Here is a 22,558-nt window from a genome sequence, read left to right on the forward strand (position 1 = left end):
GATGGGTCGGTGGGCGGCCGGTGGGCCGGTGGGTCAGTGGGCGACGACCGGGACCGCCACCTCGTCCTCGACGCCCTCGCCCGCGCCGGAGCCGGTGACCGTCGCGCTCCCCGGGCGGCCGGCGTTGACGAAGGTCAGCGCGATCAAGGAGGCCGCGGCCAGGATGCCGACGGCGAACCAGATGGCGCTCGCGTAGCCGTGCACCATGCCCTCCAGCTGGACCAGCTGCTGCTGCGGCCTGGACACGGCGGCCCCGATGTGGTCCTTGACGTACCCGGTCTTCGCGGAGGCCGCGATCGTGTTCAGCAGGGCCGTACCGATCGCACCGCCCACCTGCTGCGAGGTGTTGACCATCGCCGAGGCGACACCGGCGTCACGCGGCTCGACGCCCAGGGTGGCCAGGGACATGGCCGGCATGAACGCCGTACCCATGCCGAGGCCGAGCAGCAGCATCGCCGGCAGCAGCAGCGTGGCGTACGAGGAGCCGATCTCCAGCTGGGTCAGCAGCAGCATGCCGAGGCCCGCGACCAGGAAGCCGGGGCTCATCAGCCGCCGCGGCGCCACCCGGGTCATGAGCCGGGCGCCGATCTGGGTGGAGCCGGTGATCATGCCCGCGATCATCGGGAGGAAGGCGAAGCCGGTCTTCACCGGCGAGTAGCCCTTCACGACCTGGAGGTAGTAGGTGAGGAAGAGGAAGAGGCCGAACATCGCGATGATCGCCAGGCCCAGGGAGAGGTAGACACCGCCGCGGTTGCGCTCGGTGACCACGCGCAGCGGCAGCAGCGGGGCCTTGACCTTCGACTCGACGACCACGAATGCCGCGAGCAGGAGGGCCGACCCGACGAACATGCCGACGGTCACGGAGTCGCCCCAGCCGTCGGACTCGGCGCGGGTGAAGCCGTAGACCAGCGCGACCAGGCCCAGGGTGGACAGCACGACGCCGGGGATGTCGAGCGGCGCGCGCTTGCGGCTGCCCTCCGGCTCGCGGACGACCAGGTAGGCACCGGCCGCGGCGAGGACGGCGAACGGGATGTTCACGAAGAACGTCCAGCGCCAGTCCAGGTACTCGGTGAGGAAGCCGCCGAGGATCAGGCCGACGGCGCCGCCGCCACCGGCGATCGCGCCGTAGATGCCGAACGCCTTGGCGCGTTCCTTGGCGTCGGTGAACATCACCGCGAGCAGGGAGAGCGCGGCCGGCGCGAGCAGCGCGCCGAACGCGCCCTGCAGGGCGCGGGCCCCGAACATCATCGCGCCGCTCGTGGCCGCGCCGCCGAGCGCGGAGGCGGCGGCGAAGCCGGCCAGGCCGGTGACGAAGGCGCGCTTGCGGCCCCACAGGTCGGCGATGCGGCCGCCGAACAGCAGCAGACCACCGAAGGCCAGGGCGTACGCGGTGACGACCCACTGCCGGTTGCCGTCGGAGATGCCGAGGTCCTGCTGGGCGGAGGGCAGGGCGATGTTCACGATGGTGGCGTCCAGGACGACCATCAGCTGGGCGAGCGCGATGAAGACGAGCGCCTTCCAGCGGTTGGCGTCGGGGACGCCGGGGGCCTTCACGGCTGTTTCGGACATGGGGGTACCCACTTCGGGACTTCGTGACGGAAAAAGGGTGACGTGTGCCGGCGGCTCGTCGTCGGTGACGGCCGCAGGGTCTTGACGGCTTGGGTGGCTGGGTGGGGTGGCGTTGGTGGCTGGATGGCTCGACTTGGCGGTTCGACGCCCGGGTGGCTGGGTGGTCTTGGCGGCTGGGTGGCTCGGCGCCTCGGTGGCTGGGCGGCTCGGCGCCCGGGTGGTGGAGGAGGGGCGCGGTGCGGTGCCCGCGTTACTCAGGCAGCCTGGCGCAGGTCCTCAGGTCCTCCATGGTCGTGGCCTCACCTGGCAGGACGGACCGGGCCGGGGCCCGCAGCCCGTCCAGGAACAGCTGCAGATGACGGTGTACGAAGCGGTCGGTGCCGAGGCAGCCGGTGCCGGCCGGGGGCCGGCTGAGCTGGGCCACGGCCACCATCAGGTCGCCGACGCCCACGTCCGAGCGCAGTTGCCCGGCCGCCTTGGCGCGGTCCATGACCTCCTCGACGAGACGCTCCACCCGTTCGCGGGCGGCTTCCAGATCGGGGTGGTGCTGGTCGAAGGTGCTGGAGATCATCGGGCACAGCGCGCTGATCCGCTCGTCGGCGGCGACGTGCACGAAGCGCTCCAGGGCCTCGAAGGCGTCGCCGGTCTCCGCGAGCGCCTGCTCCGCCGCCAGCGCCGTACGGTCCATGACGGAACAGACGACCTCGCGGACGAGAGCGTCGCGGTCCGGGAAGTTGCGGTACAGCGTGGCGTTGCCGACGCCGGCCCGGCGGGCGATCTCGTCGAGCGGCACCTCGGGTCCGAACTCGACGAACATCTCGCGGGCGGCGGTGACGATCCGCTCCCGGTTGCGCAGAGCGTCGGCGCGGGGCCGGGTCGCCTTGCGCGAGTGGGCGGTCGCGGTCTGCACGGCGTACTCCTCGACTGATCGTGGGGCTTGCGGGTCCGGGGGCTCGGGATGGCGCCATGGGGCCTTGGGCCTCAGGCCCCGAACCTCGGGTCTTGTTGAGTCCTGTCGCGTGTCGCCGCGATCCGGGGAAGGACTCCCCGTTTCGCTCGACACAGGGCTAAACGGGGAAACGATCCCCGGTTATTTCCCGCGTCGGCCAAGTTTTCCGGTGACCTGGGTCACATGACTGTGGGCGACCGCCCGGCCCCCGGACCATGGGTGACCCCCCGGGCGGGCCCCGGACCATGGGTGCCCCCCGCCCCCGGACCATGGGTGCCCCCCGGCCCCCGCCTGACCGGCCCCTCCTCCCGATCGGCCGTCGCACGATCGGCCGCTCCAGCGCGCGTCCACCGCCCCGACGACACAGGGTGATCGAAAGGACGCAGCCGGAGACCGGTGGCTGCCTGGCGCGAAAGGTCCCCGGATGCAGCCGCAGCCCCGCCACCGGATACGCAAGCGTCGTGCGGCCGCCCTCGCCTCCGTGACCGCGCTGACCCTGGCGGTCAGCACGTCGGCCGGATGGGGAGGCCTCACGGCGGGGCCCTCGGCCACCGGTGCGGGCTCGGCCGTCCTGGCCCGCTCCCCCGCCCTCAACCCGTGTCTGATCAGCGGCGGTTCGGCCGTGCAGATGTCGGAGGGCATACCGACCGGCAGCGGCTACGCCCGCTCCGTCGGCACCGTCCACGCCCTGACGGTCATGATCGACTTCCCGGACGCGCCGGGCGAGGGCAAAGCGCTCGACCGCTACCACGAGTTCTTCCCGCGGACCCAGGAGTGGTTCCGCACCGCCTCCTACGGCCGGCTCGACTACCGCCCCGAAACCCCGATATCCGGGTGGCTGCGCATGCCCAAGCCCTTCAAGGCGTACGGCATAGAGCGCGGCGCGCCCTTCGACCCCGGCTACCGCCAACTCGTCCAGGACATCGTCAAGGCGGCCGACCCCACCGTGGACTTCCGGGACTACGACCTGCTGAACGTGCTGATGACCCCCAACGCCGGACCGTCCGCGCTGGACACGGTGCTGTCGGTGACGTTCGCGGGCAACAGCGCCGCCCCGGTCGCCGACGGCGTCCCGGTGGCGAACGCCTCCTTCGTCTACTCCCGCCAGGACGACGGCTCCGGCTCGTACGACACCACCGGCTACCGCGTCCTGCCCCACGAGAACGGCCATGTCTTCGGCCTGCCCGACCTGTACACGCCGGAGGGCGGTGGCGCGGTCGGCCACTGGGACATCATGAGCGAGGACTGGGGGGCCGACAACGATCTCCTCGGCTGGCACAAGTGGAAGCTGGGCTGGCTGGACGCCTCCCAGGTGAGCTGTGCGGCCAAGCGGGGCTCGGTCGAGTACCCGCTGACGCCGCTGGCCCGCCCCGGCGGCCCGAAACTCGTCTTCGTCCCCCTCGACGCCCGCAGCGGCTACGCCCTGGAACTGCGCACCCGCGCCGGCAACGACAAGACCGTCTGCCAACCGGGCGTCCTCGTCTACAAGGTCGACGCGGACGTCGACACCGGCCGCGGCCCGATCAAGGTCTACGACGCCCACCGCGGCTCCGGCGGCTGCACCCGCAGCCCCAACGTTCACGCCGAGCTCTCCGACGCGCCCTTCGCGCCGGGCCAGTCCTTCCGGGACCCGCGGGCGGGCATCCGCATCGACGTGGCGGCGGCCGACCTCGACGGGAACTACCGGGTGCGGGTCACCCGGCAGTGAGGGGCCGGTGGATGCGGGTCGCTCGGAAGGTACGGAGGAGGGAACGCGCGGTGCGGGCTTACGGTAGGCCTGCCGCCACCCCCGTACCGGAGAAGCGATGCCCGCGAACACCCCGCCGGTGGCCCACCGGGTCACCGGCGCCGGCTCCCCCGCCGCACCCACCGCGGCCCCTGCGGCCGTCCCGCCCGCCGAGGCCGTCACCCCGCTGATGCGGGGCGTGGCGGTGCTGCGGCAGCTGACGGAGGCCGGCGGAACGTTGAGCCCGAGCGCCCTCGAACGGGCCACGGGACTCGCCCGCTCCACCGTGGACCGGATCACGGCGACGCTCGCCCGCATGGGGTACGTCCGTCCGGACGGCCGGGACGTCGTACTCGCCCCCCGCCTCATGGAACTGGGCAACGCCTACCTGGCCGCCCTGCGGCTGCCGGCGCTGCTCCACGCGCGCGCCGACGCCCTCGCCGACGAACTGGACGAGTCGGTGTCCCTGGCGGTCGGCGACCGGGACGGCATCCGCTTCATCCACCAGGCCACCCGCCGCCGCGCGATGTCGCTGAGCTTCCGCATCGGCGACCTGCTCCCCGCCGAACGCACCGCACCGGGCCCGCTGTTCGCGACGGAGTGGACCGACGCGGACTGGCGGCTCTGGCACGCACGCCGGACGGCCGACCCGGAGGACAGGGGCTTTACGGCCGTACCCCCACGGCTGCCGCCGACGGACCGGCCGGGGGACGCTATCGACGCGGTCGGCGCGATCGGCGCGGACTTCGAGCGGCGCGCCGCGAGGGCGCGGGAGGACGGCTGGTCGCTGGACGACCAGTTGATCGAGCCGGGCCTGGTCGCGGTCTCCGTACCCGTACGGCACCCGGACACGGGCCGCATCGCGTGCGTGGCGAGCGTGGTGAGCCACACCAGCCGGCGCTCGGCGGACGACCTGCGCACCACCCTCCTGCCCCGCCTGCAAAGGACGGTCGCGGCGATGGAGGCGGACCTGCGCGCGGCCCCGCCCCTCTCGGGCACCTCACCCCCGTCGAACCTGGCGACGTGGACGGCCGCGTCGAAGCAGGAACTGGGCCGGGAGTTCGTCGAGTCCCTGGCCCGCGGCCTGACCGTGCTGACCGCCTTCGGCGAGGGCAGGGCCGCGCTCACGTCGGCGCAGGTGGCCAAGGCGACGGGGCTGTCCCGGGCGACGGCACGGCGAGCGCTGATCACGTACGAGCACCTGGGTCTGGTACGCCAGGAGGACGACCGGACCTTCACCCTCACCCCGAGGGTGCTGTCCCTCGGCTTCCCGCCGCTGTCCCGCACCTCGCTCCCCCGGACGGCTCTGCCGCACCTCGAGGAACTGGCCTCCCACGTCCACGAGTCGACGTCGCTGGCGGTCCTGACGCCCTCCGGCGAGGAGATCCAGTACACGGCCCGGGCGACGACGGGCCGCATCATGAGCGTGGACATCACTGTGGGCACCCGCCTCCCGGCCCACGCCACCGCCCTGGGCCGCGTCCTCCTGTCGGACACACCGTTCGTGCCGCAGATGCACCCCGAATCCGCGGAGCACGCCTACGCCCTGGTGGACGAGGAACTGGAAGCGGGCCTCCGCTCCCTCGCGGTCCCGATCCACGACCGCGCGGGCCGGGTGGTCGCCGCGGCCGGCGTGGCCATGCACACGGCCCGCCACACCCGCGAACAGTGCCTCGAGCACCTCCTCCCCGCCCTGCGCCGCACGGCCGCCGCCATCGAGGCAGACCTGCACGTGGCCACCCATTTCACCCACGTCCCCCTGACCTGACGCCCGGCGTCCCCCACCTGCGACCGCCCACATCCGGTACGCTGACGCCTGTGGCCCACGCGGCCACGATCCGCCTTCGTAGCTCAGGGGATAGAGCACCGCTCTCCTAAAGCGGGTGTCGCAGGTTCGAATCCTGCCGGGGGCACCATGTCTGACCAGGCACGATGCACCAGAAAGGCCCCTCAGAGTCGTCTCCGAGGGGCCTTTTGGCCTTGCATGGGAACGAAACATGGGAACGCGCCCTCAGGCAGCATCCTGCGTGGGATGCGCGGGCGACTCCCCCGGTTCCCTCCCCATCTAGCACGCATCTAGCACGGCACCGCCGGGAACACCCGAGACTTGACCGCATGAGCCTGCCTGGACTCCAGTGCAAACGGATGGGATGGCCATGAGTGGAGGGACGTCTGCGCGGATGTCGAGGATCAAGTAGAACTCGGTTCGAAACCGACCTCCAATGGCTCGACGGCGAGGACATCTACCGGGAGACTCGCTACTGCGGCCACTCTGTGCTTCGGACCTCGACACTCCGACAGCCACAGCCCACCGCGCTCCACGCCCCGCTAACACCGGATTTCAACCGGCCGGACCAAGTACGCGGCTCAAATAGCAAGCTAGAGAGGGAGTCCGGCCGATGCACAACAAGGTCCGCCACGTCCGTCAAACGGGCGGCCAAATTCCAGAATCCGGCACCCGAGTCCCACTGGCGCTCTTCGCACTCTCATCCCCGTGTAGCGCCTGCCACCAGTTCCTCTTCCGGCTCCAGAGATCTGGCGGCCTCGTGTGCGAGCGTTGCCGAAGATTTGATCAACTCGACTCCGCAACCGCTCGGCTTGAGCGGAAGATCGACGAGGCATCCGGCCGTCGACCCGCTCTTGCCTTGGCTGAAGCCTCGCTCACGGATGCCGAACAGAAGGTCAAGCGCCTCAAGGCGCGTAGACTCCCCGCGAGTGCCACCCGCGAGCGGATCCTGGCTGGGCGCTTGGACAAGGAACTCGCCGACGAGGCGCTCCGGCGTTATACAGCCCTATACGAGCGGGCGAACCGGAAGGCTCCCTGACGTCTGCAGCTGGGAGCCGCCGACTCCCTCCCACCAGAAGGTGCGGTGGGGGAAGGCGTTGACAGACTCCAGGAGATCTTCTCCGTCAGCAACCACTTGGCGCCGACGCCTGGTTCCTGATGGGGGCGGGTCCTTTGTCGCCCCCGGTGCCGCAGCGTCTGCAGGTTGTCCACGCGCACCTCGTGGGCCGACCGGGGTGCGCGTGGAAAACCGCCTTCAGAGTGTTGCCATGACCCCTGGGACCGCTGGGATCCGAGGGGCCTTTCGGCCTTGAATGGGAACGTCCTGCCCTGCGGGCACGCCGCGCTTCCAGGGCGCGAGCAGCGCACGAGCGGGCACGGGACAGTCGCGCTCATGTCGGAAGGGGTTACACCTGGCCGGAGCTCAGGGCGGTTTCCGCGTCCAGGCCGCCCCAGCTGTCGGGGGTGCGCCACAGGACGTGAACCCCGAAGACGCCGTACAAGGTGTCGGCCGACCAGTCCTCGGCGGGCGGTTCGGAGAGCACCAGATAGAGGCGGTCCGCAGGAGCGGGCAGGGTGTGGTTGATCTCCAAGAGGCGGGTAGCCCCCGAGCGGAGGTCGGCGTAGGTGGAGCGGCCTGCACCGAGAACCTCGTAGAGGAAGTGGCCGTCTTCCGCGATGCGGCTGACGTCGACGATCGGGGAGTCGGTCGGCTGCAGGTCCGCCCAGAGCAGGGCCGCCTTGAGCGCGTGACGCACCGCCTCGTGCTTTTTGCACGTGCGGTCGGCGGCCGCCGCTGTCTCCAGCGAGTGCAGAAGCCCCTTCGCGGGCGCCGACGTGGCGGGCATGTCTTCGGCGGAGGTCACAGGCTCGGCTTCCTTCTGCTCGGACTGCTGTTCAGCGGAGGAGGATGCATTGTTGGTTTCGGGTTCGTCCACGGCGGCCCAGCGGTGCCGGAGCGTCTCCCGGGCTTCGTCCAGGGCCTGGGCCCAGCCGGCGCGTGCCAGGTCCTCCTGGAGCCGGTTCACGTCCAGGTCGTTGTCCTTGAGCATGCGGTTGGTGTGCGCCGCGAGGTCGCGCAGGAGGCAGAGGCGGTGCTTGTCCGGAGACCCGAGCACACGGCGTACGTCCACCCAGTCCGCCTGGTCGCGGCGAAGGACGCGGTTGGCCATGCCCTTGAGCTCGGACAGGCGGTCACGGGCGTTCTCCGGAATGGTTCCGTCACCGTTGGTCAGGTCGTCGAAGACGCCGAGAGCCGCCACGTAGCGTTCCGCCATTCTGGGCGAGATGGGCTGGCGACCACGCTGGTCCGCGGTGAGCAGGCAGTGGTTCGTCTCGTGGGCGAACACCCAGCAGTCCAGTTCCTCGCCGGGGCCCGGGGGCACCGAGCCGTGGCGGACGGTCAGGACCAGAGGCACGTCAATCGAGGGATCCAGGGCCTTGACCCTGTAGCGGCCGCCGGGTGCCCGGCCGGTCACGCGGACTCGGATGTCCGTACCGATGTCGGGGACGTCACCGTCTGCCATGCCTGGTTCGCCTTCGGTGGGTGCTGGTTGGGTACTGCCGCCGTCGGTGTTCGTGAGGGCCTCCGGGAGCGGGGAGGTGTGCAGGACGGTCAGGCTCTGGGTGCTGCGGGTGAGCGCGACGTACAGCTGGCGCAGGCCGGCCGGGCCGCGGTCGGCGATGGTGGCGGGTTCGACGACGAGGACGTGGTCGTACTCCATGCCCTTGGCCTGGGCGGCGGCCAGCACGGACACCGCCTCGCGGCCCTGCTCGGTGATGCCGTCGGCCAGGTCCAGGTGGCGGCTGATCTCGTCGAGCCAGCCGGAGTCGTCGGGGACGATGACCGCCACGGAGCGCAGGGTGTGTCCGTCGCTGGTGCCGATGAGGCGGGTGGCTTCGGCCACGGTGTCGTCGAGGAGTTTCCACGGGTCGGTCGCGACCGTCCGTACGGCGTCCTGGCCCGCCGCGCGCACGGCCTGCGGGTACGGCAGTGCGGGGGCGACGGTACGAGCCAGAGGGGCGACGAACTCCATGATTTCGGCGGGCACGCGGTAGCTGGTGGTCAGCTCGGCCACGCGCCAGTCGCCGTGGTCGGACAGGAGGGTGCCGAGGCGGTCCCAGTCGGTGTGGGTGTGGGGGCCGGTGGCCTGGGCCAGGTCGCCGAGGATGGTCATGGAGCCGTGCGCCGCGGAGCGCCGGCGCAGGGAGCGGGCCTGCATGGGTGTCAGGTCCTGTGCCTCGTCGACGACGATGTGCCCGTACCGTTGCGGGGTCTCCCCGGTAATGAGGTAGCGCAGTTCTTCGAGGCAGACGTGGTCGTCGAGCGTCCAGGGATCGGCGTCGGCCTTGTCAGCCCGGGGGCGGTGCACAGCGGCCTGCTCCGCGTCGTCGAGAATGCCCTCGGAGCAGGTACGCAGGAGATCTTCCGAGTCGTAGAGGGTGCGCAGGGCTTCCCTGGCGCCCGGCGACGGCCAGACACGTTCGATCAGGCGCTCGACTTGACGGTTGCGTTCCAGGTCGCGGCGGATCGTGTCGTCGCGGCTGCGGCGAGGGGCGACGGCGACGAGTTCCCGCAGCAGGCGGTCGACGAGCAGGCCGCGGAACCGGTCGCGGCGCTCACGGTAGGAGCCATCACCTTGGCGGACGTCCTCCAGCAGGGCGAGCACCTCGGAGCGCGGGACACGCAGGGTCGTGCCGCCGGCGGTGACGGTGAGCTCCGGCTTGGCCCCCTCGTAGGAGGGAGTGGTGGTGAACTCGTCGACGGCCTCGGGACGGCACTCGATCTCGACGCGCCGCCGCAGGACGGCCGCCATCCGCTCGTCGGACTTCACCAGCCGCGCCTGGAGGGTGTCGGTGCCGAGGATCTCGCCGTCCCACAGGCGGGTCACCTGTACGGCGTTGACGTTCCGGGTGCCGAGCGTGGGCAGCACCTGGCTCACGTAGTCCAGGAACCGCTGATGGGGGCCGACGACGAGGACGTCCTGGGCTTTGAAGTGCCCGTTGTTGACGAGCCAGGTCACGCGGTGCAGGCCGACCGCCGACTTGCCGGTGCCCGGGCCGCCCTGCACGACGAGGATGTCGGAGGGTGAACCGGTGACCAGAGCCATCTGGTCGCGGCGTATGGTCTCGACGATGTCCCGCATGCTGCCGCCGCGGGAGCGCTGAAGCTCGCGCAGGAGGAAGTCGTCGGGCTGCTGGGGCTTTTGACGATGGAGGCGGGCGACGTCGGCCGGGGTGAGGACGGGCGGCCTTGCCTTTTCCGGCCGCTGTACGTCGGCTTCCGGCCGCTGTACGTCGGTGGCGGCGTCCGCCGCCGCGGATTCCGGATCGGCGTCGTCGTCCACGGGCGGCCGCGGGGCGGGGACGGCGACGGCGATGTCGTCGGCATAGCCTTCGACGACGCGCTGCGTGCAGTGCAGCCGCCGCCGCAGGAGCACCTCTCCCGGAGCGTCCGGCAGCGCGTCGAGCCACTTCTTCGCGAGCGCGTTGGTCCACTCCACGACAACGGTGTCGCGGGTTTGGACGTCGGAGACGGCACGCCGGCCGACGTACCAGGTACCGCGCTCTCCACCGGGCCCGTCCTGCACGTCTACGCGGCTGATGACCAGCGACGCGTTGCCGAGACCTCCGTACGCCGCGGCTCGCTCCTCGGCCGCGAGACGGTTGGCGACGCTGTCCTTGCCGCTCGCGGAGGCCGAGGCGACCGACCCCCCGGTCAGTTCGGCCAGCCGCGCGTCGTAGCAGTCGTAGGCGCGGTCCACCGCCTTCTGCTCGATGACGATGATCTCGTCGCGCGTGGTGGTGCCCATGTGTGTCCCCTCCCTTGCAGTGCCCCGAAGGGTGCTGCGCCGGGCATGTGCCCGTACACCGTTGAAATAACATTCAAAGGCCATCTAGTGACAAGGGGTCAGACGGCCGGAGGTGGAAGTAGTCGGGGTCAGGCGGCGGCCATGCCCGGCTGCTGGTCGGAGCTGAGAGAGCGCAGGATCCGTGCCTCTTCCTTGCGGGCGGCGGAAACAGAGAGGCGGCCGGTGGCGCGCCGGAGCGCGAGGCCGGCGAGGGCGTCGGCGGTTTCGTTGAGGTCGTGTCCGATGTGGCCCTTGAGCCAGCGGACCTGGAAGCGGTCGCGATGGGGCAGCAGGCGGTCCAGGAGTTCCCTGCCCTCGGGGAACAGGACGGTGCGGTGGGCAGCTGCAGGATCGGCACTCGTCAGGGCCAGGTTCACTTTCTCGACGGCCTCGGTGCTGTCGCACAGGATGACCACGGGGGCTTCCGGGTGGCGGCCCAGGAGACTGAGGGCGGCCTGGCAGATACCGATGATCTCGGCCTCGCCGCTGCACGAGGCCATCGAGTCGCCGTATCTGGTAGTCCCGTCCTCGGCGGCCCAGCCGTAGCCGCACAGTGCGGATTCGTCGCCGACCGCGGCGTCGGCGACGGCCACCGCGGCGCGGCTGGGGGAGTCGTCCAGGATGGCGTAACGCTTCTTGTAGCCGGGGGCGAGACCCTCCGAACCGCGGCCGTCGCCACCGCCGTCCTGCGACGTGTCGGCGGACGTGTTCCCGGTGAGGAGGGCGGCGAGGGTGCGGTGGCACCGCGGGCAGCCGTCGGCCCGCGCGTCGCAGTCCGCTTGGTGCTCGGTGGCCAGCCGGCAGACCCGCTGCCACAACTCGGGCTCGCCTGCGGCGAAGCGTATGTGGGCTGCGGCGCGGCACTGCGCGATGAGTTCCGCGACGGGCCCAGCGGTCGCACGGTCCCGGATCCGGTCATGGAGATCGGCGATCCGGTGCTTGGCCTCGCGAGCGCGGGCCGCGAGGATCGCGGCGTCCTGGTAGGCGTCGTCGAGCGCGTCGAGCTGCGCACGGCGGGCGGTGAGAGGACGGGCGAGCACCTGGCGTTCGGCCTGGGCGATGGCGTAGCGGCCCCAGGCCAGCGCGGTACGGGCATGCCGGCCCCACCGTTCCACCACCGCGTCGTGCGCGAGGTGCGGATTCTCCCCCTCCCGGGCGTCGCGCAGGAGAACCTGGACGAAGGCGGCGTCGTGGCACTCCAGCAGTTCGCGGACGGCTACCGGCAGTTCGGCGGCCGCCGGGCCCCGCTGCCAGGCCCACAGGGCGAGATCGTTGTCCGGCTCCCGCCCGTCGGCGGCCGTCGATCCGCGGTCGAGGAGCTCCTCCCGCAGGGCCCGGCCGTACGCTTCCGGGTCCGCGGCGCGCGCCACGCGCAGCTCGAGCGGCTCCAGCGGGGGCCTGCGGCGATCGGCGACGCGACGCGCACGCTGCTCCTTGCACACGGCATCCGCCGCGGACCGTGCCCGGCGCACACGGCGTGCGTGCTCACGCAGGTGTCGCAGCCGGTGGGGTGCCGACAACCCTGAAAGCTCGGTGCGCCTGACGTCCCCACGGGCGAGGACGTCGGCGTGGGCCAGGGCGATGGCGATGGGCCCGGCCAGCGTCGGGTGGGCCAGGGCCGCGGTGGTCTCCGGGGACGCCATGCCGTTCATGCGGGTGAGGACGGCGTCCTGCAGCGCGGTGAAGTCCTCGGTGTAGTGGTGGACCAGCTCGGTGTGCGGGGCGATCGTCACGGTGACCTTCCGAGTCACGAGCGGGGGAACTGGTGCGTGCTGTGGGGGTGTTGCGCCCGGGCGGAGCGAGTGGGCGGACGGGGGCCCTGCCGCCGAGCCCTCGGCGCGGGCTCCGGCCACGACCTCAGTAGTTGCCGTTGCTGAGGATCTCGCCGTCAGCGTTGTAGACGGTGACGAGGCCGTTCTTGCTGGCCTTCCCCCGGTCGGCCTGGAAGTCCGCGAAGGCCGAGGCGAGCAGCTTGGCGTTGCCGGCGTCCGCGCTGACCAGGTCCCCGGTGTAGTCCGTGTAGATGTCGGCCGCGTCCAGGATGTCGTTGTTCTTGTCGGCGCCCTGGACCTTGGTGACGTGCGTCGCGGCCTCCCGCGTCTTCGCGGACTCGTGCTTCTTCACGTACGCCTTGAAGGCGTCGACGGTGGACTGCTGGGGCGCGGTGGCCTTGGAGGAGCGACCGCCCTTGGAGGAGCCGTTTTTGCCCTTGGAGGAGCCCGTGGACGCGGCGGAGGACGCGGGGCCGGCCGAGGAGTCGTCCGAGCCGGACCCCGCCACGGAGGCGATGCCGCCGATCACCATCACGGCCAGGACACCGAGGCAGCCCATCTTGGCCACGGACCGCTTCTTCGGCGGCACGGGAGGCTGCGGATAACCCGGCTGGTGCGGGAATCCGGGCTGGTGCGCGTATCCCGGCTGCTGCGGGGGCTGGTTGGTCATCTGGGTTCCTCCTGTTGCGATGCGCGAGATGTGCGACGGCCGTGAGTGGAGAGAGCCGATGCGCGGCGCGGACGCAGCAGAGCACCCCGGCCGCCGCTTCCACTCGGAAGCAGGAATAGATAAGCACAGCACTGAAAGCACCGTCAAACAGCTTCACGGACTTGACGACCGCTGTAATGTGTTAACCGTCTCCTGTCCGACTGGCCCGAGAGGTGCGGAACCCCACGCCATGCCCCAGCAGCCACCAGCCCGACCGGCGCCCTCGGCGCACGTGACAGCCGCCGAGATCTCCCGCATCGCGGGGGTCACGCGCGCCACCGTCAGCAACTGGCGCCGCCGCCACGACGACTTCCCGGCCCCCAGTGCGGGCACGGAGACCAGCCCGCTCTACGACCTGCCGGCCGTCCAGGCATGGCTGCGGGCACGCGGGCACACCTCCGCCGCCTCGCCGACCGAGGAGCTGCGGACGGCGCTACGGCTGATGGGGCCCGGCTCGGGAGTGGCCGCGCGACTGTTCCCGCTGGTGGCCGCCGCTTCCCGCCGAACGCCGGAGGAGCTGGCCGAACTCGCCACCCTGCCCGACGACCAGCTGATCGCCCGGGCGGAGAAGTCCGCGGGCGAGCTCCCGGTCGCCGTGCCCGAGGCCGAGCCGTTCCACTACGGCCCGGACGACGCGGGCGTGCTCCGCGCCCTGCTGGGTTGCGTCCGTGAGGCGGGAGCGCAGGCCGCCGTCGACGTCCTCGCCGAACGCGAACTGGACGAGAGCGCCGCCAGCGGCGTCTACCAGACCCCGGACGGCCTGGCCCTGCTCATGGCACGGCTGCTGCCCGCCGGCGCGTCCCGCGTCCTCGACCCCGCCTGCGGCAGCGGCACGCTCCTCGCCGCCGCGGCCCGGCAGGGTGCGCAGGAGCTGTTCGGGCAGGACTCGCTCCCCGTCCAGGGCCGGCGCACCGCGGTCCGGCTGCTGCTTGCCGCACCTGAGGCCGAGACGGCGATCCGCGTCGGCGACAGCCTGCGCGCCGACGCCTTCCCCGACGTCACCGTGGACGCCGTCCTGTGCAACCCGCCGTTCGCCGACCGCGACTGGGGTCACGACGAGCTGGCCTACGACCCGAGGTGGGCGTACGGACTCCCACCGCGCATCGAATCCGAACTGGCCTGGGTGCAACATGCCCTCGCGCACCTGGAGCCTGGCGGCCACGCGGTCATGCTGCTGCCGCCCGCGCTCGCCTTCCGCTCCTCCGGCCGCCGCATCCGCGCGGAACTCATCCGCAGCGGGGCCCTGCGCGCCGTCGTCTCCCTTCCGGCGCGTGCCGCGTATCCGCTCCACATCGGGCTGCAGATCTGGGTGCTCCAACGCCCCGAGCCGGGCGGCACGGACCGTACGACGGTGCTGTTCGTCGACGGGGAGGGCGAGCAGCGGGACGGCGCCGCGGGCACGCCGTCCGCCACCGACACGGCCACGGCCGGCGCCGGCACCCGTGGCGGCTCGCGCCCCCGCCGATCCGGCTCCTCCTCTTCCGCCGCCTCCTCTGCGCCCGCCTCTTCCGCCTCTGCCTCCTCCTTCGACTGGGCGGGGCTGACCGACCGGGTCCTCGGCCAGTGGGCCGCGTTCACCACCGCTCCCGACACCTACGCCGATGAGCCCGGCGTCGCCCGCGCGGTGCCGCTCGTCGACCTCCTCGACGACGTCGTCGACGTCACCCCGGCCCGCCATGTGCGGGCGACCGCCGCCGACATCGACCCGGCCGCCCTGTCCCGCCGCGTCCACGACCTGCACGGCCAACTGGCCGACCAGGTGGCCGCCTTGGCGGCCGCCTCCGCGTCCGGCGGGTGGCAGCCGTCCGGGGCCTCGGCCCGCGAGTGGCGTACGGCGACCGTCTCCGACCTGGCGCGCGGCGGGGCCCTGACCGTGCTGCGGGCGGCGCCGTCCGGCACCCGAGGCTCCAAGGGCTCCGCCGCCCCCACCATGGACCGGCCGGTTCTCACCGCCTCGGACATCTCCGCCGGAAACCCCCCGTCCACCAGGGCCGTCGACCTCCACGCGGACGCCGCGCAACCCGTCGCCGCCGGTGACGTCCTCGTACGCGCCCTCGGGGGCGGCGGCGCCGCGGCCGCGATGACCCGGGTCGCGGACGACCAGGACGCCGGAGCCCTGCTCGGTCCGCACATCCACCTCCTGCGCCCCGACCCGGCCCGCCTCGACCCGTGGTTCCTGGCCGGGTTCCTCGGCGCCGAGGACAACATCGCCTCCGCGTCCACCGGCAGCACCCACGTGCACGTCACACCGGGCCGGCTGCGCGTACCGCTGCTGCCCCTGGAGGAACAGCGGCGCTACGGGGAGGCCTTCCGCCGCGTGTACGAACTGCGCGCGGCCGTCCGCCGAACCGCCGACCTCGCCGCCGACACCGCGGCCACCCTCACCACCGGCCTCACCGCCGGCGTACTCCTGCCACCGGACAGCCCGGACAGCCGTTCCGCCTGAAACGCCCCACGCGTCCCCCCGCACACGACCACACTGGATCCCTGCCGTCCCACGCCCGGACGGTGCTCTTCGGAAGGAAGCCGGGACCTCTTGAACAGCAGCAAGCACACGGAGCTGGCGAACCACGCCTGGTCCGTCGCCGACCTCCTGCGCGGTGACTACCGACAGTCCGACTACGGCAAGGTCATCCTGCCGTTCACCGTGCTGCGCCGCCTGGAGTGCGTCCTGGAGCCGACGCGCGAGAAGGTCGTCGAGACCGTCGCCAGGTTCGCGGGCCAGGACATCGACACCGACCACTTCCTGCGCAAGGCCTCGGGCCACTCCTTCTACAACAAGAGCGACCTCACGCTGCGGAAGATCGCGGCCGACCCGCAGAACGCGGCGAAGAACCTGCAGATCTACGTCGGCGCCTTCTCCGACAACGCCCGCGAGGTCCTCGACAAGTACGAGTTCAATCAGCAGGTCAGGAAGCTCGACAGCGCGAACCTGCTCTACCGGGTCATCGGCAGGTTCACCGACCTCGACCTGCACCCCGACGTCGTGCCCAACCACAACATGGGTTACATCTTCGAGGAGTTGATCCGCCGCTTCGCGGAGCAGTCGAACGAGACCGCGGGTGAGCACTTCACCCCGCGCGAGGTCATCAAGCTGATGGTCAACCTGCTGGTGGCCCCGGATGCGGACGCCCTCAGCCTGCCGGGTGTCGTCCGCACGGTCTTGGACCCGGCGTGCGGCACGGGCGGCATGCTCAGCGCCGCCGACGACCACATCAAGGCGCTCAACGAGCACGCGACGGTCGAGGTGTACGGGCAGGAGCTCAACCCCGAGTCCTGGGCAATCTGCCGGTCCGACCTCATGATCAAGGGCCAGAACCCGGAGAACATCCGCTTCGGCAACTCCTTCTCCGACGACGGCCACGCCCGCCGAAAGTTCGACTACATCCTCGCCAACCCGCCGTTCGGCGTGGAGTGGAAGAAGGTCAAAGAGGAGGTCGAGTACGAGCACAAGTCGCTCGGCGACGCCGGCCGCTTCGGCGCGGGCCTGCCCCGCATCAACGACGGCTCGCTGCTCTTCCTCCAGCACATGATCTCGAAGATGAAGCCGGTGGACGTGAACGGCGGGGGCGGCTCCCGCATCGCCATCGTCTTCAACGGCTCCCCGCTGTTCACGGGCGCGGCCGAGTCCGGCGAGTCCAACATCCGCCGCTGGATCCTGGAGAACGACTGGCTGGAGGCGATCGTCGCCCTCCCGGACCAGCTCTTCTACAACACCGGCATCTCCACGTACTTCTGGATCCTCACCAACCGCAAGGACGCCGACCACAAGGGCAAGGTCGTCCTGCTCGACGCGCGCGACCAGTGGGTGAAGATGCGCAAGTCGCTCGGCGACAAGCGCAAGGAACTCGGCGACGGGACGAACGGCCGCCCCGACCACATCGGCGACATCACCCGGCTGTACGCGGAGGCGCTGCAGGTCGCGGGCGACCCGGAGCACGCTCTGCACAGCAAGGTCAAGGTCTTCTGGAACGAGGACTTCGGCTACCAGCGCATCACCGTCGAACGCCCGCTGAAGCTGCGCTTCGAGGTCACGGAGGAGACCTTGGCGGCGCTGGCGGAGGCCAAGCCGGTGGTCAAGCTGGAGCGGAGTGAGGAGTTCGTGGCGGCGGTTCGTACGCTGCTCGGCTCGTCCTGGACGACCAAGTCCGAGGCGTTCGTCGCGCTCAAGGACGCGGTGGTCGCGGCCGGCCTGACCTGGCCGTCGGCAGCGCCGTTCGCGAAGGCGGTACGGGAGACGATCGGGGTACGGGACCCCGAGGGCGAGGTCCAGAAAGTCAAGGGCGCGCCGGAGCCGGACGCGGACCTGCGGGACTACGAGAACGTGCCGCTTGGCGAGGACGTCGAGGAGTACCTGAAGCGCGAGGTGCTGCCGCACGTGCCGGACGCGTGGATCGACCACACGAAGACGAAGATCGGCTACGAGATCCCGTTCACGCGGCACTTCTACGTGTACAAGCCGCCGAGGCCGCTGGCGGAGATCGACGCGGAGCTGAAGTCGCTGGAGGCGGAGATTCAGGCACTGTTGGGGGAGGTGACGAAATGACGATCTCCTTCGAATCCCGCTGGGGAACTCGACGCGTGAAGACACTCACAACCAAGATCGGAAGCGGAAAAACCCCCTCTGGCGGTTCAGAGAGTTACCTCGCATCCGGGGTGACCTTCCTGCGGAGTCAAAACATCCATTTCGATGGCCTTCGATTGGATGACGTAGTTTACATCAGCGAAGCCACTCACCGCGAGATGAAAGGAACGAAGGTCAAACCGGGTGACGTCCTACTGAACATCACCGGCGCTTCGCTGGGTCGAGTGTCTAGGGCTCCAGAGGGCCTTGGTGAAGCCAATGTAAATCAGCATGTCTGCATCATTCGCCCCAACACAGAGGCGAACGCCAGATACCTAGCGTATGCGCTGTCTTCTCAGCCTATCCAGGAACAGATCTCCGAGCTCCAGGTGGGCGGGAATCGCGAGGGCCTTAATTTTGAGCAAGTCGGAAACCTGACTGTACCGGCGGCCCTCGCAGAGGAGCAGCACCGCATCGCCGACTTCCTCGACGCCGAGACCGCCCGCATCGACCAGTTGGCGTTGAAGCGCCGCCAGATGCGGAGTTTGCTGACGCTCAAGCGGGAACGGGTCATTGAGTCGACGCTGGGCCTTGAGCGAGCACAGACGACTGATGCTTTGGTACCTCTGAAGTATCTGGTGGCCGATGTCACCGTTGGAATCGTCATCACTCCGGCCAAGTGGTATGTAGAAGCGGGCGGGACTCCCGCACTGCGGGGCCTAAACGTCAAGCCTGGTTTCATCAGCACCAACGACCTCGTGCAGATCAGTGCTGAGGGACATGCCGAGAACCGCAAGTCGCGACTCAATTCCGGTGACGTTGTCGTTGTGCGCACGGGCCAGGCAGGTGCAGCAGCTGTGGTACCGGCTGAGTTGGACGGGGTGAATTGCATCGATCTCATCGTGGTGCGTCCCGGCAGGAAGCTGTCGCCCAGGTACTTGCAGTACGTCTTGAACTCGGGCTATGCCAGTGCACGGGTTACTGAGCACTCAGTCGGCAGTATCCAAGCGCACTTCAACGTGGGTGCCATGAAGCAGATCCCCATCCCCTCGATCCCTCGTGCAGAGCAAGACGAGATTGTTCGCCTGCTTGACGTCAGGGTCGGAGCTCTCGACCTGCTGCATCGCAAACTGGATCACCAGGAGCAGCTCCTCACCGAGCGCCGCCAAGCCCTCATCACCGCCGCCGTAACCGGCCAGTTCGACGTAACCACCGCCAGCGGACGCAACGTAACGGACGGAGTGAGCGCGTAGCCATGAACCCCATCCACACGGAGTCCGCCTTCGGTGATGCCATCGTCGCCGCCATGGTCGAGCGTGGCTGGCGCGAGGCGCGCTCGCAGGATTACCGGGCCGATCTCGGCCTCGACACCCACGAGTTGTTCACCTTCATCGGGGCGACCCAGCCCGACGAGTGGAGCGAGCTGCTCACCGTCTACGGCGGTGACCCGAACGAGGCGCAGCGCGGGTTCGCCGGCCGCCTGGACCAGGCCATCGCCACCAACGGGCTCCTCGACGTGCTTCGCAACGGCGTAAAGGACCGGGGTGTCCTCCTCCGCGTCGCGTACTTCAAGCCGAACCTCGTCGCCCACGACTCCGTGTTGGACGGCTACCGGGCCAACCGCCTCACCGTCGTCCGGGAACTCGAGTACGCAACCAAGCAGGCCGACTGGGGCAACCGGCTCGACCTCGCCCTCTTCCTCAACGGAATCCCGGTTGCCACGGCCGAGTTGAAGAACCCGCTGACCAAGCAAGGTGTGGAGCAGGCCAAGGAGCAGTACCGCACCGACCGGGACCCCACCGAGCTGATCTTCACGCGTCGGGTCGTCGCGAACTTCGCCGTCGACCCGGACCTGGTCTTCGTCGCCACCCAGCTCAAGGGCAAGAACACCCGCTTCCTCCCGTTCAACACCGGCTCCAGCGGACCCGGCCAGCCGGGCGGCGCCGGCAACCCCGCCCCGACCACGTACGGCACGTACGCGACCTCCTACCTCTGGGAGCAGGTCTGGCAGCCGGACAACTGGCTGGACCTGCTCCAGCGGTTCGTGCACCTGCACAAGAGCAAGACGCCCGGCGGCGGCACCACCAAGACCATGATCTTCCCCAGGTTCCACCAGTGGGACGCGGTCAAGAAGCTCACCGCGCACGCCGCCACCCACGGCGCCGGCCACGACTACCTGGTCATGGCCTCCGCCGGCTCGGGGAAGTCGAACACCATCGGCTGGCTGGCCCACCGCCTCAGCGACCTGCACACCCCCACCGACCCCCGCGAACTGGACCCCGAAGCCGTCGCGAAGGGCCTCAAGCCGGGCGTGCCGGTCTTCGACAAGGTCATCGTCATCACCGACCGCCGCAACCTGGACGCCCAACTCCGGGAAACAGTCGGCAATTTCGAGCAGACCGCGGGCCTCGTCGTGAAGATCGACGAGAAGCACGGGGCGAAGGGCGAACAGCTCGCCAAGGCCCTCTCCCGCGGCACCGGCAAGATCGTCACGGTCACCCTGCACTCGTTCCCGGCGCTGATCTCCTACATCGAGCGCAACCCCACCGAGATCCGGGGCAGTCACTTCGCGATCATCGTGGACGAGGCCCACTCCTCGCAGTCCGGCGACGCCGCCAAGGACGTACGGGCCGCTCTGCGTGACCTCGGCCTGGACTCCGACTCGGACGACGCGGGCGCGATCACGGTCAAGGCCAAGGGCGCCACCCTCGACGAGCAGCTCAAGAAGCGGGCCGAGCAGCGTTCCCGCGCCGCGAACCTCTCCTACTTCGCGTTCACCGCCACGCCGAAGGCCAAGACCCTCGAACTCTTCGGCGCGCTCCAGGACATCGACGGCAAGGCGGCCTACCGGCCCTTCCACACGTACTCCATGCGGCAGGCGATTGAGGAGGGCTTCATCCTCGACCCGCTGCGCAACTACGTCACGTACAACACGTACTGGAAGCTGGTGAACCAGAACCCGGACGAGCGGGAGGTCGACCCGTCGAAGGCGAACGGCCTCCTCGCCCGGTACGCGCTCACCCATGACTCGACGGTCGCCCAGCACGCCCAGGTGATCGTGGAGCACTTCGTGGCGCACAGCCGGGGCCGTCTCGGCGGGCGGGCCAAGTCGATGGTGGTGACGGCCTCTCGGCAGGCTGCCGTACAGATGGCGCGCGCGATCAAGAGCTACATCAAGGACCGGGACTACGACACCAAGTACCCCGACCTGGGTGTCCTGGTCGCCTTCTCCGGATCGCTCACCGTCGACGGCGAGGAGACCACCGAGCCGAAGGAGAACGGCGGGCTGTCGGAGAGCGCGCTGCCGAAGGCGTTCGCGTACACGCGTGCCGACGACAAGGCCGCCCGAGCCGGGGGTCCGGGCCAGCGCGAGTACAAGATCCTGGTCGTGGCGGAGAAGTACCAGACCGGCTTCGACCAGCCGCTCCTCACGACGATGTACGTCAACAAGTCACTGACCGGCATCTCCGCCGTCCAGACCCTGTCCCGGCTGAACCGGACCGCCGAGCGCAAGACCCAGGCCGACCTGGCGGTCCTCGACTTCGTCAACGACGCCGAGGACATACAGGAGTCTTTCCGCCCGTACTTCGAGGAGGCGAACACCCTCCCCTCCGACCCCAACCTGCTCTACACCGCGCAGAGCCGGGTCATGCAGGCGGCGATCCTGTCCGGGCAGGAGATGGACGAGTTCGCCGCCGCGTACTTCGCCGCCAAGGAGAAGGCGGCGGGCTCGCAGTCGAAGTGGGAGAAGCTGCACGCCGAGCTGTACCGGCTGCTCTCCCCCGCCGTCGCCCGCTTCACCGCGCTGCAGGACAGCGACGACGAGGACGACCAGGAGACGGCGGAGGGCTTCCGCGCCGACCTCAACGACTACGTAAGGAAGTACGGCTTCCTCGCGCAGATCGTCCCCTACCGGGACGCCGAGCTGGAACGGCTGCATCTCTACGGCCGCTACCTCCTCAACCGGCTGCCGCGCCGCGCGGACGGCGGGGTGGACATAGGCGAGGTCGACCTCAGCCATCTGCGGGTGGAGAAGACCGGCGAGTACGACGTGTCCCTCGCCCCCGAGGGGCCGGCGACGATGCCGGGCTTCGGCAACGGCTCGGGCGGCGCGAAGGAGGCGGAGAAGTCGCTGCTCTCCGAGCTGATCGAGAAGTTCAACGAACGGTTCGGCACCGAGTTCACCGAGCAGGACGTCATCCGCCCGTTCGAGGAGGCCAAGGCCGACCCGAAGGTGCGGGCGGCTGCCGTCGTCAACGACGAGGAGAACTTCGGCCTCGTCTTCGACAACGTCTTCGCGGACAAGATGGCCGACCACATCGACACCATCGCGGGCATGGGCCGCCAGTACTTCGGCCCGGACAAGGGCTTCAAGTCCAGCCTGGACCGCAGCGCCCGCAAGGCGGCCTGGCGGATGATCCGCCGCGAGGAGGGCCTGGACGACGACGTCTGATGCGTACGCCCCGGCTGGACTGCCGGCCCGGGCGACCTTCGGCCTCGACTCGTCTTCGGCCTAACGGCCGTGGATGATCTGGTGGGTTGCCCTGGTGATCGTCAGTTCACCGGCAGGCAGCGTCCGTAGCCGGATGCGCGAGGCTCATAGCGTTCTTGTCTGATGTACGCCATAGGCAGT

At 70.2% G+C, this 22,558-nt stretch carries 12 protein-coding genes and 1 tRNA gene; 8 read left to right on the plus strand and 5 right to left on the minus strand.

From position 1 onward, the window contains the following. Positions 1-33: 33 nt before the first annotated feature. The gene (locus ACF1A5_RS19170; protein ID WP_392194036.1) at positions 34-1,569 is read right to left on the minus strand and encodes an MFS transporter; all 1,536 of its coding nucleotides are present in this window, start codon (positions 1,567-1,569) and stop codon (positions 34-36) included. A gap of 250 nt (positions 1,570-1,819) precedes the next feature. Continuing rightward, positions 1,820-2,479: a TetR/AcrR family transcriptional regulator gene (locus tag ACF1A5_RS19175; RefSeq protein ID WP_392194037.1), complete on the minus strand. Its 660-nt coding sequence runs from the start codon at positions 2,477-2,479 to the stop codon at positions 1,820-1,822. A 463-nt stretch (positions 2,480-2,942) separates the two neighbouring features. On the opposite strand from ACF1A5_RS19175, the gene ACF1A5_RS19180 reads away from it, so the two are divergent. The 4 genes from ACF1A5_RS19180 to ACF1A5_RS19195 all read left to right on the plus strand — a co-directional run bounded on the left by ACF1A5_RS19180 (position 2,943) and on the right by ACF1A5_RS19195 (position 7,069). Beyond that, entirely contained in the window at positions 2,943-4,226 is a 1,284-nt protein-coding gene (locus tag ACF1A5_RS19180) for a M6 family metalloprotease domain-containing protein (RefSeq protein WP_392194038.1), read from the plus strand. A 97-nt stretch (positions 4,227-4,323) separates the two neighbouring features. Next, on the plus strand, positions 4,324-6,012 hold the full coding sequence (locus ACF1A5_RS19185) for an IclR family transcriptional regulator C-terminal domain-containing protein (protein ID WP_392194039.1): 1,689 nt from the start codon (positions 4,324-4,326) through the stop codon (positions 6,010-6,012). A gap of 72 nt (positions 6,013-6,084) precedes the next feature. Then, a tRNA-Arg gene (locus ACF1A5_RS19190) sits at positions 6,085-6,160 on the plus strand. A gap of 483 nt (positions 6,161-6,643) precedes the next feature. Continuing rightward, positions 6,644-7,069 carry a hypothetical protein gene (locus ACF1A5_RS19195; protein ID WP_392194040.1) on the plus strand — a complete coding sequence of 142 codons (426 nt, stop codon included), beginning with the start codon at positions 6,644-6,646 and terminating at the stop codon, positions 7,067-7,069. A gap of 367 nt (positions 7,070-7,436) precedes the next feature. On the opposite strand, the gene ACF1A5_RS19200 is transcribed toward ACF1A5_RS19195, so the two are convergent. From ACF1A5_RS19200 to ACF1A5_RS19210, 3 genes are all read right to left on the minus strand, one after another. Continuing rightward, positions 7,437-10,841 carry a HelD family protein gene (locus ACF1A5_RS19200; protein ID WP_392194041.1) on the minus strand — a complete coding sequence of 1,135 codons (3,405 nt, stop codon included), beginning with the start codon at positions 10,839-10,841 and terminating at the stop codon, positions 7,437-7,439. 128 nt (positions 10,842-10,969) lie between these two features. Next, positions 10,970-12,613, minus strand: coding sequence for a hypothetical protein (locus ACF1A5_RS19205; RefSeq protein ID WP_392194042.1), 1,644 nt, complete (start codon positions 12,611-12,613; stop codon positions 10,970-10,972). Positions 12,614-12,737: 124 nt separating this feature from the next. Next, positions 12,738-13,322, minus strand: a complete 585-nt coding sequence (locus tag ACF1A5_RS19210) for a hypothetical protein (RefSeq protein ID WP_392194043.1) — start codon at positions 13,320-13,322, stop codon at positions 12,738-12,740. A 271-nt stretch (positions 13,323-13,593) separates the two neighbouring features. On the opposite strand from ACF1A5_RS19210, the gene ACF1A5_RS19215 reads away from it, so the two are divergent. The 4 genes from ACF1A5_RS19215 (at position 13,594) to ACF1A5_RS19230 (ending at position 22,378) form a co-directional block, all read left to right on the plus strand. Next, positions 13,594-15,807, plus strand: a complete 2,214-nt coding sequence (locus tag ACF1A5_RS19215; RefSeq protein ID WP_392194044.1) for an N-6 DNA methylase — start codon at positions 13,594-13,596, stop codon at positions 15,805-15,807. Positions 15,808-15,897: 90 nt separating this feature from the next. Continuing rightward, complete coding sequence (locus ACF1A5_RS19220) at positions 15,898-17,907, plus strand: N-6 DNA methylase (RefSeq protein ID WP_392194045.1); 2,010 nt, start codon at positions 15,898-15,900, stop codon at positions 17,905-17,907. Then, complete coding sequence (locus ACF1A5_RS19225) at positions 17,904-19,178, plus strand: restriction endonuclease subunit S (RefSeq protein ID WP_392194046.1); 1,275 nt, start codon at positions 17,904-17,906, stop codon at positions 19,176-19,178. Before ACF1A5_RS19220 ends, ACF1A5_RS19225 begins: the two co-directional genes overlap by 4 nt. Positions 19,179-19,180: 2 nt before the next feature. Continuing rightward, positions 19,181-22,378: a type I restriction endonuclease subunit R gene (locus ACF1A5_RS19230; RefSeq protein WP_392194047.1), complete on the plus strand. Its 3,198-nt coding sequence runs from the start codon at positions 19,181-19,183 to the stop codon at positions 22,376-22,378. The last annotated feature ends 180 nt before the right edge of the window (positions 22,379-22,558 follow it).

It is taken from the genome of Streptomyces sp. NPDC014864 (assembly GCF_043081525.1).
Classification (GTDB): domain Bacteria; phylum Actinomycetota; class Actinomycetes; order Streptomycetales; family Streptomycetaceae; genus Streptomyces.

Bases quoted from the DNA above. Each gene is read 5' to 3' on its own strand.
- ACF1A5_RS19195 (WP_392194040.1), top strand. From the start codon at position 6,644: ATGCACAACAAGGTCCGCCACGTCCGTCAAACGGGCGGCCAAATTCCA.
- ACF1A5_RS19230 (WP_392194047.1), top strand. From the start codon at position 19,181: ATGAACCCCATCCACACGGAGTCCGCCTTCGGTGATGCCATCGTCGCC.
- ACF1A5_RS19170 (WP_392194036.1), bottom strand. From the start codon at position 1,569: ATGTCCGAAACAGCCGTGAAGGCCCCCGGCGTCCCCGACGCCAACCGC.
- ACF1A5_RS19200 (WP_392194041.1), bottom strand. From the start codon at position 10,841: ATGGGCACCACCACGCGCGACGAGATCATCGTCATCGAGCAGAAGGCG.
- ACF1A5_RS19185 (WP_392194039.1), top strand. From the start codon at position 4,324: ATGCCCGCGAACACCCCGCCGGTGGCCCACCGGGTCACCGGCGCCGGC.
- ACF1A5_RS19180 (WP_392194038.1), top strand. From the start codon at position 2,943: ATGCAGCCGCAGCCCCGCCACCGGATACGCAAGCGTCGTGCGGCCGCC.
- ACF1A5_RS19225 (WP_392194046.1), top strand. From the start codon at position 17,904: ATGACGATCTCCTTCGAATCCCGCTGGGGAACTCGACGCGTGAAGACA.
- ACF1A5_RS19210 (WP_392194043.1), bottom strand. From the start codon at position 13,322: ATGACCAACCAGCCCCCGCAGCAGCCGGGATACGCGCACCAGCCCGGA.